Consider the following 15511-nt stretch of genomic DNA (forward strand, 5'->3'; position numbering starts at 1 on the left):
CCACTTTTAAGGAGAGAAGCAGCCTTGATACCGAACAACTCAAGGTTCTCCACTGTTCGGGCACCATCCTGCAGAAAAAGGGTGAGTTAAATGAAATGGTATTCCTTTCTACTTGGTTCTTTTACCGGTGCGCTGTTGGCTATTTTGTTAGCAGGGATTCTGCTCCTCGTTTTTATGAGACCACTCATTAAATGGATTACAGGGAGCTTTATGAAACGATTGATGTCGGATCGATATCCGGAAAACATATGGGAAATGGTCTCTGCCATGACCCGCACCAATCCCCGAATAGTAATCGAGAACAGTCTGCGGGCAGAGTCGGGAAAGATTATCGAAAGACCCTTTGGCAGTCCGCGGAAATTTCTCAATTTCGACGGGTTAATCTTTTCCGCAGCACAACTCTCCACGATGCCAGCACCTGAGGATGCACCTGTGGAGACGAGAATTATCATTGGCCCGCGCGCAAAAAAACCATTAATCCTTGACATTCCGTTGCTGGTGGGAGCTTTAGGCTATGGGATTGGCATTACCAAACAGGTCAGACTAGCCATCGCAAAAGCAACAACAGCTGTTGGAACCGCAACGAATACGGGTGAAGGTGGTTTTTTGCCGGAAGACCGGGCAGCTGCCAAACATTTTATCTTACAATACAATTCGGCGCATTGGTCGAAATCACCAGAGATCCTCCACCAGGCGGATGCGATTGAAATCCATTTCGGGCAAGGAGCCTCTGCTGGTTCGGCGAGCTTCATCCCTCCGGAATATATGCAGGGAGAGGCCCGGGATGTTTTGCAGGTTCCTGAAGGAGAAACCGTTGTCATTCCTTCCCTCCATCCGGACGTCCAAAAGCCGAAAGATCTAAAAATACTCGTTCAACGACTGCGTACCATCACAAAGGGCGTACCGATCGGCATTAAGATTTGTGCCAGCGCCAATTTAGAGGCAGATTTGGAAATTGCGATCCAGTCGCAAGTTGATTTTATCAGTATCGATGGGGGACAGGCGGGGACAAAAGGGGCCGCACCTATTTTGGAAGATGATTTTGGTTTACCTACCATCTTCGCCTTAACCCGTGCCGTGCAATATCTAAAAAAACGACAGGTAAAAGAACACATTAGTCTATTGATTGGCGGCGGCTTTAACCAACCCGGTGAATGTCTCAAGGCCCTGGCCCTAGGAGCAGATGCTGTGTATATGGGAACTTCCATCATTTGGGCGATGACCCACAAACAGGTGACGAAAGCAGTCCCTTTTGAACCGCCGACACAACTTGTCTATTATCCAGGTAGTATGACCGATCAATTTGATGAGGATGAGGCAGCTACCAATCTGACTAATTTTTTTACTTCTTTTATCGAAGAAATAAAGGTGGCCGTCCGCGCGATGGGAAAGACCTCGGTTCATCATGTCGGTGTCAAAGATTTGGTGGCGTTGGATGAATGGACGAGCAAGGTAACGAAAGTCCGTTTGGTCACTGAACCTTTTAATCCGCCAACATCCTCGGGCATGAACTTTGTGAATACAGAAAAACCGAAAGAAAAGCTAAAAGAATTACCAAGAGAACAGTCGAAGGAAGAGCAGAAGCCAAAGGAATCGACCAACTTCTTCGCTTTTCTGCGCAGGATTAAACGGAGCTAAAGACTTTTTGAAAGGAGGGAGCATTATGGGATTATTTACAAAGATAAGAAAGAAGTTAACGGGTGCTTCATCCGCCAGCGCACAAAATCAGAACTATTTGAAGCCTGATCCCTTACATCCTACCCTTCAAGAGAACATTCAAAAAATCAAGGAAACCCTTGGAAATAGCACTGACCTAATGATTCGTAAGATTCAAATCGGGAAAAACAGGAAATATCGAATTGGGATCTTTTATATCGATGGACTGGTTGACAACAAGACGATACAAAAAGATATTATGAAGTCTCTGCTGACTGAAATCCTGGGAACGGAAGTCGAGGAAAAGATCTCGCGGGACCCCCTGCCCCTTTTGAAGGAATCAATCCTTTCTGTTGGTTCCCTTAAGGATATTGGAGATTATGGAACTTTCTTTAGCTCTCTTCTGTCAGGAGAAACCGTTCTCTTAGTTGATGGCTGTGAACAGGGCCTAGCGCTAAGTACGGTTGGCGGAGAGCAACGAGCGATTACTGAGCCCGTAACACAAACCGTTGTTCGAGGCCCGCAGAATGCCTTTACGGAAAATATCCACACGAACGTCTCTCTCGTTCGCCGCATCATCAAGGATCCCAATCTGTGGATGGAAACCCGTACGATTGGTCGGGTGACGCAAACCAAAGTCTCAGTCATGTATCTTAAAGGAATCGCAGATGAAAAGGTGGTTGAAGAAGTCCGCCAAAGGTTAGATCATATCGATATCGACGGAATTTTGGAAAGCGGCTATATCGAAGAACTAATTCAGGATAACACCTATTCCCCTTTTCCAACCGTGTACAATTCAGAGCGACCGGATGTCATCGCTTCGGAGCTGTTGGAAGGCCGCATTGCGATCCTAGTCGACGGCACCCCCTTCGTGCTCGTTGTCCCGGCGATCTTTGTTCAGTTCTTTCAATCGGCCGAGGATTATTATCAGCGGGCCGATTTTGGGTTGATCCGGATCCTTCGGTATGTAGCCCTTGCCCTTGCTCTTTTAGGCCCATCTTTTTATGTCGCCATCACCACTTTTCACCAGGAGATGTTGCCGACAACCCTGCTGATCAGCCTTGCTGCACAGCGAGAAGGGGTGCCCTTCCCCGCTTTTATCGAAGCGTTAATCATGGAAACGACATTCGAGTTATTACGTGAAGCAGGGGTGAGAATGCCCCGACCTGTTGGGCAGGCGGTATCGATTGTAGGTGCTTTGGTCATTGGGCAAGCTGCGGTTGAGGCAGGCCTTGTATCCGCAGCGATGGTGATCGTCGTGTCCGTTACAGCGATTGCCAATTTTACCTTTCCTTCGTTTAATATCGGGATTTCCATCCGGCTTTTGCGGTTTGGGCTGATGTTTATAGCCGCTTCGTTCGGGTTATTCGGAATCACTGTCGGGCTTATCGCTATTGTCCTGCACTTATGCAGTCTAAAATCATTTGGCGTGCCCTATCTGTCACCAATGGCTCCGTTTATCCTGTCAGACCAAAAGGATGCGATTATTCGCTTACCCCGCTGGGCTTTATTTACCCGGTCGAAGACCACGCATCCAAGGAATCTCGTTCGTCAGCAGCCTCCCCAGAAGGCAAAACCAAAGCCTCCGAAAGGAGAAGGATCATGAAAAAATGGGTTTTGTTTTTTTGCATGCTTACCATTGTTCTCTTGCTCCTTAGCGGATGCTGGAACCGCAGGGAATTAAACGAGCTGGCAATCGCTATGGCCTACGGTTTCGATAAGGAAGGAGACCAATACTTAGTAACCACTCAAGTGGTCGTTCCGAGTGAAGTAGCAAGCAAAACCACCGGGGGAAATCTCATTCCAGTTGTCGTTTATCAAGCCAAGGGGGCCACCCTGTTCGAAGCCATCCGAAAAATGACGTTGCTCTCCCCAAGAAAGATCTATGCATCGCATTTGCGAATGCTTGTGATTGGAGAAGAATTAGCAAAAGAAGGAATCAGTGAAGCTTTGGATTTCATCTCCAGAGATCATGAGAATCGAACCGATTTTTTTGTCACTGTAGCAAGGAATCAAAAAGCGGAAGATATTTTAAAGGTCACCACGATCTTGGAAAAGATCCCTGCAAACCAGATGTATCAGGCTTTGCAAACTTCGGCTGATGCCTGGGCTCCTTCTGCACATATTACCTTGGACCAGCTCATTGCCGATTTAATCAGCAAGGGGAAAGAAGCCGTGTTAACCGGAATCGAGAAAGAAGGGCCGTTAAAGGTTGGTGAAAGTAAAGATAATGTCCAAAAGATTGATCCCCCGACACGTCTTACTTATACTACCCTTGCCGTTTTTAAAGGCGATCGATTGGTAGGCTGGTTAACAGAAAATGAAAGTAAGGCCTACAATTATATTCATAATGATGTGAAAAGCACAGTAGGCCATCTTCCTTGTACGAATGGAGGAAAAGTTACTGTTGAGGTCATTCGCAGCAAATCAAAGTTGAAAGGAAAGGTCATCAATGGAATACCACAAATTGAGATTGACGTTCGGACAGAGGATAGTGTTGGCGAAGCCAATTGCGAGATAGACCTGACCAAAACCGAAACAATCGAGCACCTTGAGAAAACCGCAGAAAAAGGGCTGAAAGATATGATTACGAAAACTGTTGCGGAGGCTCAAAAATACAAAGTTGATATATTTGGCTTTGGTGAGGAAATCAACCGCTCCAATCCAGACTATTGGAAAAAGGTGAAAGACCACTGGGATCAGGAATTTGAAAAACTAGAGGTCAAGGTGAATGTCGACGTGAATATCCTTCGCGTCGGAACAACGAAATATCCCATTATGAAGCTAATAAAGGAGTAGTGTTTATCATGGCATTCTTAGTGGTTATAGGAATCCTGATTATTGCCTTGGTGAACGGCGTGATAGAGGTTCCTACACTTCTAAAACAAAAGCAAAAGAAGGAACTTTGGATGTTCTCTATTCTTTTGCTTTTAGCAGTAGGTCTGGGTGCAGCTGTCACCTTACATATCAATCTTCCAAATCCATTTGATACGATTACTGCCATCTACAAGCCATTGAATGATTATATATTCCGGTTATTACAGTAGAAAGGACAGAGGGAAATGCAAGCAAAGGAAAAAATTATGCTTCATCAGTTTACCCTATTGGTCATTATATTCACCATAGGAAGTTCTATATTGATTACCCCAGCAGGCCTTGCACGGATCGCCAAACAAGATGCCTGGATGGTCGTCATTCTTGCGACAGGTATTTCGATGTTGTTTATCTCGCTTTATAATTCGTTAGGAAGGCGATTCCCGGGAATGACTTTGACAGAAATCAACGAACAAATCCTCGGAAAATGGCTAGGAAAAATCGTTTCCCTTTTATTTATTAGCTATTTCTTTATTCTGGCTTCTGCTTTAACGCTAGAAATTGGCGATTTTATGACTACGCAAATTATGCCGGAAACCCCTATTCAAGCGGTTCAAATTATTTTTATTAGTATTGTAGTGATGGGGGTTCGGTATGGTTTGGGGACCTTCAGCCGTGCGGCAGAAATTTTCTTTCCTTGGATTTTATTCTTTATCCTATTCTTAACTTTTTCCCTCCTTCCGCAAGTGAATTATGTAAGAATCGAACCGGTCTTTGAAAATGGGATAAAACCCATTCTGCAAGCAACAGTCCCTATGCTTGGCCTACCGTTCCTTGAACTTGTGGTATTTTTGATGATTATTCCTGCTATTCAGCAAACAAAGAAAGTCGGGAAAGCCTTTTACGCGGGGACAATCATCGGAGGTTTTATTTTGCTCGTCATAACCTTGTTGACCGTTTACGTTTTGGGATCGTCCCTGACTTCAACCCAGATGTATCCCAGTTATGTTTTGGCAAAAAAGGTCAATATTGGGGGATTTTTACAACGGGTAGAAGCGATTATGGCGGGGATCTGGTTTTTGACCATTTATTTCAAAATTACCATATGTTTCTACGCCTCCTCATTAGGCCTTGCCCAAACCTTTAAACTAAATGATTATCGTCCATTAATTTTCCCACTGGGGATGCTTCTTATTGCACTTACACAGATTATTAGCCCCAATATCGTCTATTTCAACTACATTTTAAGATATGTCTGGACACCCTATTCTCTGACTTATGGACTCTTCTTCCCTCTGCTCCTGCTGGTGGTGGCGGTGATTCGAAAACAAAAGGTGAAAGGATGATTATTCATTAGTGGGGTTCGGGCTCCTCAAGGACTTTTCTAACTGCTTTTCCCTGTGATTTGTCCTTGAGAGACCAAGCCTCTTAGGATTTTAATGGATTGTTGCCGGATTATATTGCACGGGTAAGGCCTTAACCCCATAGACAAAGGTACTTGGAATGGGAGTCAGTTCGGTTCCTTCGGGAAACTCCATATTGTGAAAGCTACTTAAAATAATTGGCAAAGCTACCCTCGCCTCCAACCGTGCCAAAGGTGCCCCCAAGCAGAAATGTGCTCCATTTCCAAAAGCTAGATGTTGATTTGGCGTACGATCTACTTTAAATTGATCCGCTACTGGGAACTTATTTTCATCCCGATTTGCCGAAGCGATCCAAGCGATGACTTGATCCCCTTTTTTGATTTGCTTCCCACCGATTTCTGTGTCTTTTGTGACCACGCGATTCGTTGCAAGGACCGGTGAATAATAGCGAAGAATTTCCTCGATCGCCTTTTCCATAAGCTCGGGTTGCTGTCTGAGTTGTTCCTGCAAATGGGGTTCCTCTATAAACTTGCGAATCGCGTTGGAAATTAGATTGGTCGTTGTCTCATTGCCTGCCGCAAGCAGCAGAATACAAAACTCCATGATCTCATGATCCGTCAAATGCTGCCCATCCACCTCCGCATGCACCAATCGGGAAATCAGATCTTCACGAGGATTTTTTCTCCGCTCTGTTACGACCTTCATAAAGTAATCGTCCAGTTCTTGGCGTGTTTTCTGTCTTTCCCGGAAGAAGGATTGTACTTCGTTTTCCGTACTATCTTCCGGCATCTTCACTATAACATCTGACCAATCCTTAAATAATTGGCGGTCTTCGGGCGGCACCCCGAGGAGCTCAGCAATCACAATGACCGGCAAGGGATAGGAGATATCATGAATGAGATCCATTTGTTGTTTGGTTTTTAGGGGGTTCACCAATTCATGGACAACCTCCGCGATCCTTGGTTCAAGTTCCGAGATTGCCTTGGGGGTAAAAGCTTTGCTGACAATGTTCCTCATTTGATGGTGCTTCGGTGGGTCCATGCCGATAATACTGCCAAGAAGTACCGGACCTGCTGTCGGCCGCACCGATGAAAAAGTGACCGGGTCCTTCAGTATAGCGACAATGTCGTCATATCGAAACAGATCCCAGCTGCTGCGGTGTTCATCGTATGTGACAGGAGATGTTTTACGCATTTTTTCAAACCAGGGAAACGGATTTAACCGCTCCTCCCTCGTATGCATCCCTTCAACAGGAATTGCCAGACCAGTTAGTTGCGTATTAGGGGATAGATCCATGGTCTCTGCTCCTTTCCTTTGGTTGGTTTGATTGTGTTAGATTACCCCATTTTGTTGAGGGATATGATGGGGGGTCCCACTCCCTACCAACCCAAAAAAGAGCGTACCCATCGAGTACACTCTTTTGTCTTTACGCGTTTGGTGCATAAATCGATGGGAAACCAGCTAGGAATCCACCGTCCACTGCGAGAATTTGTCCGTTTATAAAGTTAGCTCGACCTGATGCAAGGAATGCGACAGCGTCGGCAATTTCTTCGGGGCGGCCTAAGCGGCGCTGTGGGGTCTGGTCGATGATTTTGTTATAGTACTCTTCTTGGGCGAAAGCTCCTTCTGTAAGCGGTGTCAAGATATAGCCAGGGCTTACTGCATTCACGTTGATATTAAATTTGGCCCACTCAACAGCCAATAGTTTTGTATATTGCGCGAGTGCTGACTTAGCTGACGCATAGGCGGATTGGTTCGGCGTAACCGTATGTGACATCAAGGAAGTAATGTTAATAATTTTGCCGCTTTTTTGTTCGATCAAATGCTGACCCACTTCCTGGCACATCCGGTAAACCCCATTTAGATTGATATTGATCACGCGCTCCCACTCCTGCTCGGGGTACTCAATAGCTGGAAGACGTTTGTTAACACCTGCACAGTTGACAAGCCCATCGATTCGTCCAACCTCTTTAAGTGTTGCGGCAACAAAGTCCTTCACACTTTCCCGACTTGCCACGTCCAGTACAAAACCTTTGACAGTGCCTTTGGCTGATAGATCTTCGGTCGTCTGCTTCATTTCCGCTTCGGTGCGGCTGCCGATCACAACGGTAGCTCCTTCTTCTAATAAGCGTTCAGTAATTGCCCGGCCAATCCCGCGGCTTCCACCAGTCACAACCATCATTTTATTTTCGAGTTCTCGTCCCATTTATGTTAGTCACCTTCCTATTCACTTTATCCCAATAATTATAAACTTTATAGTGATTTTAGAAAACTGTTTTTATTTAGTCATAAAATAAAAGCCCCCTTATAAGGGAGCTTTCTGTTCTTCAAGCTGTGCGTCACATGCCGATTTGCAGCTGTTTTTAATTGAACATCCGGCACATTTTCCTTCTTTGCTTTTCCTGACAAAACGGTACAGGGTCCACCCTGCATAACCAAAGATCAGAACTCCCAACAGAATGTTGATCAGCATGGCCATCCTTCCTTCTTCTTTATTGGAATCCGAGGAATTTTCCGCCCCAGTAAATCATGAGTGCAATCAAATAGGCAATCATCAGCGCATATCCAATGGAAAACCAGGTCCATCTTGCGGAAGCTGTTTCCTTCTTAATAACCGCGACCGTAGCCAAACAAGGGACATAAAGCAACAGAAACACCATAAAGCTATAAGCCGAAAGCGGACTATAGAAATTGGCCATCGTTCCTTGCAAGGTCGCCAGGTCTGGAGCAACATAGATAATGTTCATTGTGGACACGACAACTTCTTTTGCCAAAAAACCAGTCAACAGGGCAGCCCCCGCCTGCCAGGTTCCGAACCCAAGCGGTGCAAATAAAGGAGCAATCAAGCCGCCGATCATGGCCAAATAGCTGTTATTCATATCTACATTTAACCCACCCGGTCCAGCATAGCTGAGGAACCAAATCACAACGGAACCGCCGAAGATAAACGTTCCTGCTTTTCTTATAAAGCCTTTCCCCTTTTCCCATGTGCTGCGCATCAGCGTCCGCCACTGTGGGAACCGATAGGGCGGCAATTCCACCACAAACATCGAGGACGATTGCTTCAATAAGGTCGAAGAAAAGATTTTGGCCAGCCCAAGGGCGACGACGATCCCCAATAAATAAAGCGACAAGACGATCAGTGCTTGATGTTGAGTAAAGAACGCCCCGACAAAAAGGCTGTACACTGACAAGCGAGCTGAACAAGACATTAACGGGGTTAAGATGATCGTCAATAACCGTTCCTTAGGTTGTTCAATCGTGCGCGCCGCCATGACCCCCGGCACATTACAACCGAATCCAATAATCATGGGGATAAACGCTTTTCCATTGAGGCCGATCATTTCCATCAGTTTGTCCATAACCATTGCCACCCGGGCCATATATCCCGAGTCCTCGATGAAGGAGATTAAAAAGAAAAGCATAAAAATTTGCGGAACAAACACAAGCACCCCGCCTACCCCGGCGACAATCCCGTTGAGCAGAACGGCCTGGATAAAGTCGGAAGCCCCCACAGCTACCAATGCCTGTGTCAGCCATTCCGTGAGTGGACCGGAGAAAAAGGCATCAAGCAAATCGGACAGCGGTGTCCCTACCCAATCAAAAGTAAACTTGAAAATCAAAAACATAAATAAAAGAAAAATCGGAATTCCTAGATATTTATTTGTCACGATTTGGTCCACGGTTTCCGAAAAGGTGTATTCCACCTCTTTCGTCCTAGTCAAACAGTCCGACAAAATCGCCCGAATTACATCTCCACGCACGGAACGAATATGCTGCTGCAAGTTTTTTATCCCGGTCTTTCCGGAAATCACTTGCTGTTCTGTTTGCTCAAAAAGCGCGGTGAGTTCAGAAGAAGCGATATGCTTTTGCAACAATTCCCGTACTAGCGAGTTTCCTTCGAAAAACTGTAGGGCCATCCAGCGCTTTGACGGAAGTTCCACATGGTTTAATCTTTCAATCAGTGTACCAACTGCCTGCTCTAGTTCTGGACCATAATCAATAAATAAAGGTTCAACCTTTCGCTCCTTCATCGCCTGAAAATTTGCGGCGAGTTGATCACAACCCTTCCCGGTTCTGGCAACAATCGGAACGATCGGTGAGCCGAGAAGGCGCTTTGACAAATTCTTGGCGTCAATCTGGAACCCGCGGCTCTTTGCAACATCTATCATATTTAAACCGATCACCATCGGCCGTCCGTATTCTAACAATTGGATGGTTAAATAGAGGTTTCGTTCAATTTGCGCAGCATCGACAATGTTAAGAATGAGCGAAAAATCCTCGGACAGCAAAAACTGTGTAGCTACTCCTTCATCCCGTGACAAGGGGTTTAAGGAGTATATCCCTGGAAGATCGATTAAACGTCCGACCTTGTTTTTTAACACCCCTACCTTTTTCTCTACCGTGACACCCGTCCAGTTTCCCACGTACTCATAGGAGCCAGTTAAGATGTTAAACAAGGAGGTCTTCCCTGTATTTGGGTTACCAGCAAGTGCAATATTCATGATGCCCACTCAACCTCAATGCTTTTTGCCTCACAGCGACGAATACCAATCCATTGCCCGCAAATCTCTACTGCAAACGGTCCTCCGAAAGGGAGAATGCGTTTAATACGAATCGTCGCTCCTTCCATCATCCCTAAGTCAATCAGACGGCGACGAACGATTTCACTTACACGATCTGTATTTAAAATTTTAACGATACTTCCCTGTTTCATTTCAGATAGAACCATTTCCCCTACCCCCATAGTGACAACAATGAGAATCGTTATCAATAATTGCTATTTCATTATATGAGAAAATTTATCATTCGTAAATAGTCTGGATAAAATTATAAATGATCACCAAGATAGGTATAATAATGGAAATCTCCTGACGAAAGGGATTTGATCATGATCTATATCTATAACTGTTATGGGGGCACTCATTCTTCGGTTCTGGCAGCTGCCTATCACTTAAAACGATTAGACGAGACGCGAGAGCCAACGAAAAAGGAAATTTTAAATTCACATAATTTTAATGAGCTCGTGTACAAGGACAGAGGGAAATTGTATTTACACGGCATTGATGAGGAGGGAAATAAAGTTTATACCGTCGGACGCGGGCGATCTAAAGTATTGATCCCAGGTATGTATAATCTGATTGAAATGCTGCAAAATGAAGGGGTTTTAAATGAAAAAGTGATCTTTTCCAATTGTTCACCGACCGTTCCCCTTCCCATGACTTTCGGAGGGCTTTTCTCACGTTGGTTAAAAATAGATTTTATCGGTGTCCCATTGCTCATCATGGGTGCTAAGCAAGCCTATCGAAATATCGTTCAATTGGTTCATTTTACGAAAGATACAGCAAAAAACACCGAATCTAAACTCCTATTGCTAGATAATAAAAGATTTGGATAACTTCCATTGAGATCCAGTTGGAATGATTCATAAAGTTTTTGTACAGGGAGAAAATAGAGCTAAGCCGATGATAAAAAAGGAGGGATTTTTCAATGGATCGAGTGGAAGGAAGGGACACCTCAGCCCTTTGGATGGGGTGGATCGGAGTGATTGCTGGTATTATCTCCTTCTTTTATGCACCCGTATTGTTTGGCGGTATCGCCATTGTCCTCGGTTTAATTACGGTATTCAGCAGAGCGAACGGCCTTGGATGGTGGGCGATTGTTCTTGGAATTGTTGGCTCTGTATTAAATATGATTTTCCACGGAATTCGATGGTGGTAATCATGACAAGGGTGCTAAGGCTAGCACCCTTTTTTTGGTATGTGGGTTCGGATAATACTTTTCATTGCCTATTGCCACTATCCCATTGGGTCAGCGATTCAAAAGTCGACAAATGCTGCCTCTATTTCTCGGGAAATATGACGAATGAAGTCCGATACTTCCTCTTAATGATCCCCGTGATTCCCTTTTTCAGGATTCGTGGCGGACCAGGCATCACGCTCCGAATCATAATCGATCATGACTCCGTCCAAAAATTCATTTCCCTTTTCCAAAATGACTTCGATGCCGGCGGTTGGCACGACTTCATCATTTGCTGTGGGATGGTCAAGGCCTAAACCGTAATGGGCATGATCGCCGTGTGAATGTGCAATAAACACTCGAAGTTTTAAGGTCTTATCCTCTTGTTCTTGGATAACCTCACTGATTTTTGCCGCTGCTGCTTCCGATAAGGTGCATTTCATGGGAGAACTCCTTTCACTTGCATGGATTTGTTTTATTGTACCAAAAGTAGATGGAAATACCTAATCATCATGTGCTCCTGTTAAGGAGTTTATACTTTTCTATGCGGTAAAATCGATTTTCCTTTTCAAAAATTCGTTATATAATGAACCTTATTAATTGAATGGTAAGGGGATATTGAAGTGGGCGGGTATTCGCGTTTTAAAACTTTTTTTATGATTTCGTTTCTTGTTTTGGTTTGGGGTGGGATTTGGCCGATTTATAAAATTGCTCTAGCTTATTCTCCACCGCTTTTGTTTGCGGGGATGCGCACCCTGCTTGGTGGGTTGCTACTTGCGATCCCTATTTTAGCGACTTATAAAAGAATCAAGTGGAAAGAGACATGGCATATTTTTCTACTCTCCGGACTTTTTAATGCAGGGATTAATAACGGGGCAAATGCAGTTGGACTGATTTATTTTCCTGCAGGCTTGTCATCGGTAATCACCTTTTTGCAACCGGTGATTGTTTCAATCTTTGCCTGGCTTTGGTTGAAGGAAAAATTAACTTTTGTTAAGGTGATCGGTTTATTCCTCGGTTTTCTCGGGGTGCTCGTTGTCAGCTCTCATAGCCTTTCCGGTCAGCAGTCGATCTTGGGAATTCTTTTTGCATTGATTAATGCTGTGAGTTGGGCGTTTGGGGTTATTTATGTGAAAAAAGTGGGCTACAAGGTAGATTTTATGTGGCTGTTAGCCCTTCAGTTTATTTTTGGAGGAGTGATTCTCACAATTGCAGGGTTGAGTCTGGAGAATGTTTCGGATATCGTCTGGAATTTCCCTTATGCAGCTGGGTTGCTGTATGGGGCGATTTTTGGAGCGGCTCTGTCCTGGGTGGTCTATTTGAAACTGATGAAAAATGGGGATACAAGTAAAGTGGCTTCTTTCACTTTTCTCGTCCCTGTCATTGCTGTATTTTGCGGGACACTGTTTTTGGGTGAACCTTTCACCCTCTATCTCGTTATTGGATTAGGTTTGATTGCCTTCAGCATTTACTTGGTGAATAGAAGGGATCCGAAGGCTGGAATGCAAGCTGTGGCGGGTAAACAGTTGGGGTTGACGCGGTAGGAATAACGGAGTTTTTTTCGTTATGGCTACTTGTCTTAAAAAAATAGGCCTGACAGCGAAAAAAAATCCGTTATCAGGTCATTGTAGAATAATTTTCGGGGGACCCATAAATGAGGTCCCTCCTAATCTATGTCAACCACCCCAGAGGAACAAGAACTAACTGCGGGAACAAAATGAGTAAAATCAGTACGACCACTTCCACCAATAAAAATGGCCAAATCCCTTTCATTATATCTTCCATTCCGATTTTTCCTACTCCACACGCTACGTTGAGCACTGTTCCTACTGGAGGTGTTAACAAGCCAATACAGTTGTTGAGTATAAAGATGATTCCAAAATACACGGGATCAATTCCCGCTTCTATAACAATGGGCAGCAAAACAGGGGTCAGGATCAACACCGTTGGCGTCAGGTCCATGGCGGTCCCAACGATAAGAACAATAATGTTGATCATAATCATCAGAAGCAAAGGATGATCCATAAACGGTGATAACCAATCTGATAGCACTTCAGGAATATTTGCCACTGTGATTAACCATGCGGAAACCATGGCTGCAGCTGCCAAGAACATGACAATACTGGATGTTTTCGCCGAGATAGCGAAAATGGCATGCAAATCTTTAATCTTAAGTTTTCGATAAATAACAAAACCTACAAATAAAGCGTAAGCAGCAGCGACCACAGCTGCTTCTGTCGGTGTAAATACGCCACCGCGTAGACCACCAATAATAATTACTGGCAGTAAGAGGGCCCAGAAAGCGTCTTTTATTGCAATAAGAATTTCTTTAAATGATCTTCGTGGATACAATTGCGTCGTTTCTTTACGTGAAATGTACCACCAGGTGACAGCAAGTCCAATCCCGATCATTAAGCCTGGAACAATCCCTGCCATAAACAGTTTGGTGATTGATACTCCGCCTGTCACGCCGAATAGGATAAGTGGAATGCTTGGCGGAATGACCGGGGCGATGATTCCACCGGCGGCAATTAACCCTGTGGAGCGATTGCGATCATATCCTGCATTAACCATCATCGGTATCAGGATCGCACCAAGTGCTGCGGTATCGGCTACCGCAGATCCGGACAAGCCGGCAAAGAGCACAGCCCCGATAATCGCCACATATCCTAAGCCGCCACGAATATGTCCAACGAGTGCCAAGGCAAAATTGATAATCTTATCAGAAATCCCGCCGCGATTCATCAGCTCTCCCGCAAGAATAAAAAAGGGGATCGCCATCAACGGGAAGTTATCGGCACCACTGATTAAATTTTGCGATACAATTTGACTGTCAAAAATACCCAGGTGCATCATTAAGGCAATACCGCTAATGAGAAGGGCAAATGCAATCGGTGTCCCTAAAGCCATGACTCCAAGCAATGAGCCAACAAAAACAACTAATGCCATTTACCTTCCACCTCCCATTGCTTTCTGCTGATTTGAGTAATCAGCTTCTGCGAGAATTTCTTCCTCAGATTCTTTCGATTTCGTTAGCCGATCAATGGCCCCTTTGACAAATAGCGCCTGGTATAATTGATAGACTAGGATGATCGCCATCGCTGCACTCATCACAATTCCCGTTCCCGAGATAAAGGAAAGAGACATCCCAGTTGCCGGCGCCTTGCTATTGACATTAAGAATGGTCATTTTGATACTGCCATCTAAAACGAGCCATAGCGCGTAGAACATCAGAAGGTTACTTAGTGTGAACACTACTTTTTTCGCACCGGTTGACAACCTTTTCACCAAGAGATCCACGCCTAGGTGATCGTTATCTTTCAAAGCGCCAATGGCGCCCAAGAAGGTCATCCAGATAAACAAAAAGCGTGACATTTCTTCCGACCAGGTAATCCCAGAGTTAAACGCATATCGTAAGACAACGTTTCCAAAAACTAAAATTGCCATCAACGCCAAGGCGACCGACATGGCATATGTGAGCATTCCATCCAACAGCTTTGAGATTTTCTTCAAGGGCATTTCCTCCTTCTAGTTGTCCTCGTAGAGAGTTTAGGTGTGAGGTCTTATTTCTGTAGTGCATGGGGATCTTATGAAAACTATAATAATAAATGAAAGGGAAAAAGGATGATTTTCAGAACGAATGGTTTGGAATTGGGGACGAATAACGAGCGTTTGGTGTCGAATGGTGTCTAATTATGATATTTTGTGGAATGGGATCGACTGAGTGAGGGGGCGGTTTCAATAAACGGAGAAACTCCGGCTAATTTGTTGGAAAGGGGAAATTCGCCCAATATAAGCGGAGTTTCCGGTTAATCTTTGAGAGAATAGTATTCTACGCAATTTTCTAGACGTTAGTCGGAGATTTGCTCCGCTTACTTCCCCGTTTAAACCAGAACATCGGAATAATAAGCGGAAAATCTCCGGTTAATTCCAATGAA

16 protein-coding genes are annotated in these 15511 nt (G+C 44.6%); 8 read left to right on the forward strand and 8 right to left on the reverse strand.

The features are described from left to right. Positions 1-90 precede the first annotated feature (90 nt). Genes J2Z37_RS10245 through J2Z37_RS10265 form a run of 5 tightly spaced genes read left to right on the forward strand, consistent with a single transcriptional unit; the run spans position 91 to position 5816 of the window. Positions 91-1638: an FMN-binding glutamate synthase family protein gene (locus tag J2Z37_RS10245; protein WP_209810167.1), complete on the forward strand. Its 1548-nt coding sequence runs from the start codon at positions 91-93 to the stop codon at positions 1636-1638. Between the two features lie 25 nt (positions 1639-1663). Further along, entirely contained in the window at positions 1664-3262 is a 1599-nt protein-coding gene (locus tag J2Z37_RS10250) for a spore germination protein (RefSeq protein WP_209810168.1), read from the forward strand. Continuing rightward, complete coding sequence (locus tag J2Z37_RS10255) at positions 3259-4455, forward strand: Ger(x)C family spore germination protein (RefSeq protein WP_209810169.1); 1197 nt, start codon at positions 3259-3261, stop codon at positions 4453-4455. The genes J2Z37_RS10250 and J2Z37_RS10255 overlap by 4 nt, the downstream gene beginning before the upstream one ends. An 8-nt stretch (positions 4456-4463) precedes the next feature. After that, complete coding sequence (locus J2Z37_RS10260) at positions 4464-4703, forward strand: hypothetical protein (protein WP_209810170.1); 240 nt, start codon at positions 4464-4466, stop codon at positions 4701-4703. 15 nt (positions 4704-4718) lie between these two features. Then, positions 4719-5816, forward strand: a complete 1098-nt coding sequence (locus J2Z37_RS10265) for a GerAB/ArcD/ProY family transporter (protein ID WP_209810171.1) — start codon at positions 4719-4721, stop codon at positions 5814-5816. 90 nt (positions 5817-5906) lie between these two features. On the opposite strand, the gene J2Z37_RS10270 is transcribed toward J2Z37_RS10265, so the two are convergent. The 5 genes from J2Z37_RS10270 to J2Z37_RS10290 all read right to left on the reverse strand — a co-directional run bounded on the left by J2Z37_RS10270 (position 5907) and on the right by J2Z37_RS10290 (position 10566). After that, complete coding sequence (locus J2Z37_RS10270) at positions 5907-7130, reverse strand: cytochrome P450 (RefSeq protein ID WP_209810172.1); 1224 nt, start codon at positions 7128-7130, stop codon at positions 5907-5909. A gap of 130 nt (positions 7131-7260) precedes the next feature. Continuing rightward, complete coding sequence (locus tag J2Z37_RS10275; RefSeq protein WP_209810173.1) at positions 7261-8040, reverse strand: SDR family NAD(P)-dependent oxidoreductase; 780 nt, start codon at positions 8038-8040, stop codon at positions 7261-7263. A gap of 99 nt (positions 8041-8139) precedes the next feature. Beyond that, entirely contained in the window at positions 8140-8307 is a 168-nt protein-coding gene (locus J2Z37_RS10280; protein WP_209810174.1) for a FeoB-associated Cys-rich membrane protein, read from the reverse strand. A 19-nt stretch (positions 8308-8326) separates the two neighbouring features. Continuing rightward, positions 8327-10339, reverse strand: coding sequence for a ferrous iron transport protein B (feoB, locus tag J2Z37_RS10285; RefSeq protein WP_209810175.1), 2013 nt, complete (start codon positions 10337-10339; stop codon positions 8327-8329). Continuing rightward, positions 10336-10566, reverse strand: coding sequence for a FeoA family protein (locus tag J2Z37_RS10290; protein WP_209810176.1), 231 nt, complete (start codon positions 10564-10566; stop codon positions 10336-10338). The genes feoB and J2Z37_RS10290 overlap by 4 nt, the downstream gene beginning before the upstream one ends. Before the next feature lie 159 nt (positions 10567-10725). On the opposite strand from J2Z37_RS10290, the gene J2Z37_RS10295 reads away from it, so the two are divergent. Next, positions 10726-11232: a DUF3189 family protein gene (locus J2Z37_RS10295; RefSeq protein WP_209810177.1), complete on the forward strand. Its 507-nt coding sequence runs from the start codon at positions 10726-10728 to the stop codon at positions 11230-11232. Positions 11233-11324: 92 nt separating this feature from the next. Further along, positions 11325-11555 carry a hypothetical protein gene (locus J2Z37_RS10300; RefSeq protein ID WP_209810178.1) on the forward strand — a complete coding sequence of 77 codons (231 nt, stop codon included), beginning with the start codon at positions 11325-11327 and terminating at the stop codon, positions 11553-11555. 164 nt (positions 11556-11719) lie between these two features. Here the strand turns inward: J2Z37_RS10300 and J2Z37_RS10305 are convergent, their stop codons facing one another. Further along, complete coding sequence (locus J2Z37_RS10305) at positions 11720-12016, reverse strand: HesB/IscA family protein (protein WP_209810179.1); 297 nt, start codon at positions 12014-12016, stop codon at positions 11720-11722. 180 nt (positions 12017-12196) lie between these two features. Between J2Z37_RS10305 and J2Z37_RS10310 the strand changes: the two genes are divergently transcribed. Beyond that, a complete protein-coding gene (locus J2Z37_RS10310) occupies positions 12197-13117 on the forward strand; it encodes a DMT family transporter (RefSeq protein WP_342453811.1) in 921 nt (306 codons plus the stop codon). 127 nt (positions 13118-13244) lie between these two features. On the opposite strand, the gene J2Z37_RS10315 is transcribed toward J2Z37_RS10310, so the two are convergent. After that, a complete protein-coding gene (locus J2Z37_RS10315; RefSeq protein ID WP_209810180.1) occupies positions 13245-14522 on the reverse strand; it encodes a TRAP transporter large permease in 1278 nt (425 codons plus the stop codon). Next, a complete protein-coding gene (locus J2Z37_RS10320; RefSeq protein WP_425340315.1) occupies positions 14523-15086 on the reverse strand; it encodes a TRAP transporter small permease in 564 nt (187 codons plus the stop codon). Between the last annotated feature and the right edge of the window lie 425 nt (positions 15087-15511).

This window comes from Ammoniphilus resinae, from assembly GCF_017873965.1.
In the GTDB taxonomy this organism is placed as follows: Bacteria; Bacillota; Bacilli; order Aneurinibacillales; family RAOX-1; genus Ammoniphilus_A; species Ammoniphilus_A resinae.

Bases quoted from the DNA above. Each gene is read 5' to 3' on its own strand.
- J2Z37_RS10245 (WP_209810167.1), top strand. From the start codon at position 91: ATGAAATGGTATTCCTTTCTACTTGGTTCTTTTACCGGTGCGCTGTTG.
- J2Z37_RS10250 (WP_209810168.1), top strand. From the start codon at position 1,664: ATGGGATTATTTACAAAGATAAGAAAGAAGTTAACGGGTGCTTCATCC.
- J2Z37_RS10255 (WP_209810169.1), top strand. From the start codon at position 3,259: ATGAAAAAATGGGTTTTGTTTTTTTGCATGCTTACCATTGTTCTCTTG.
- J2Z37_RS10260 (WP_209810170.1), top strand. From the start codon at position 4,464: ATGGCATTCTTAGTGGTTATAGGAATCCTGATTATTGCCTTGGTGAAC.
- J2Z37_RS10265 (WP_209810171.1), top strand. From the start codon at position 4,719: ATGCAAGCAAAGGAAAAAATTATGCTTCATCAGTTTACCCTATTGGTC.
- J2Z37_RS10270 (WP_209810172.1), bottom strand. From the start codon at position 7,130: ATGGATCTATCCCCTAATACGCAACTAACTGGTCTGGCAATTCCTGTT.
- J2Z37_RS10275 (WP_209810173.1), bottom strand. From the start codon at position 8,040: ATGGGACGAGAACTCGAAAATAAAATGATGGTTGTGACTGGTGGAAGC.
- J2Z37_RS10280 (WP_209810174.1), bottom strand. From the start codon at position 8,307: ATGCTGATCAACATTCTGTTGGGAGTTCTGATCTTTGGTTATGCAGGG.
- feoB (WP_209810175.1), bottom strand. From the start codon at position 10,339: ATGAATATTGCACTTGCTGGTAACCCAAATACAGGGAAGACCTCCTTG.
- J2Z37_RS10290 (WP_209810176.1), bottom strand. From the start codon at position 10,566: ATGGTTCTATCTGAAATGAAACAGGGAAGTATCGTTAAAATTTTAAAT.
- J2Z37_RS10295 (WP_209810177.1), top strand. From the start codon at position 10,726: ATGATCTATATCTATAACTGTTATGGGGGCACTCATTCTTCGGTTCTG.
- J2Z37_RS10300 (WP_209810178.1), top strand. From the start codon at position 11,325: ATGGATCGAGTGGAAGGAAGGGACACCTCAGCCCTTTGGATGGGGTGG.
- J2Z37_RS10305 (WP_209810179.1), bottom strand. From the start codon at position 12,016: ATGAAATGCACCTTATCGGAAGCAGCAGCGGCAAAAATCAGTGAGGTT.
- J2Z37_RS10315 (WP_209810180.1), bottom strand. From the start codon at position 14,522: ATGGCATTAGTTGTTTTTGTTGGCTCATTGCTTGGAGTCATGGCTTTA.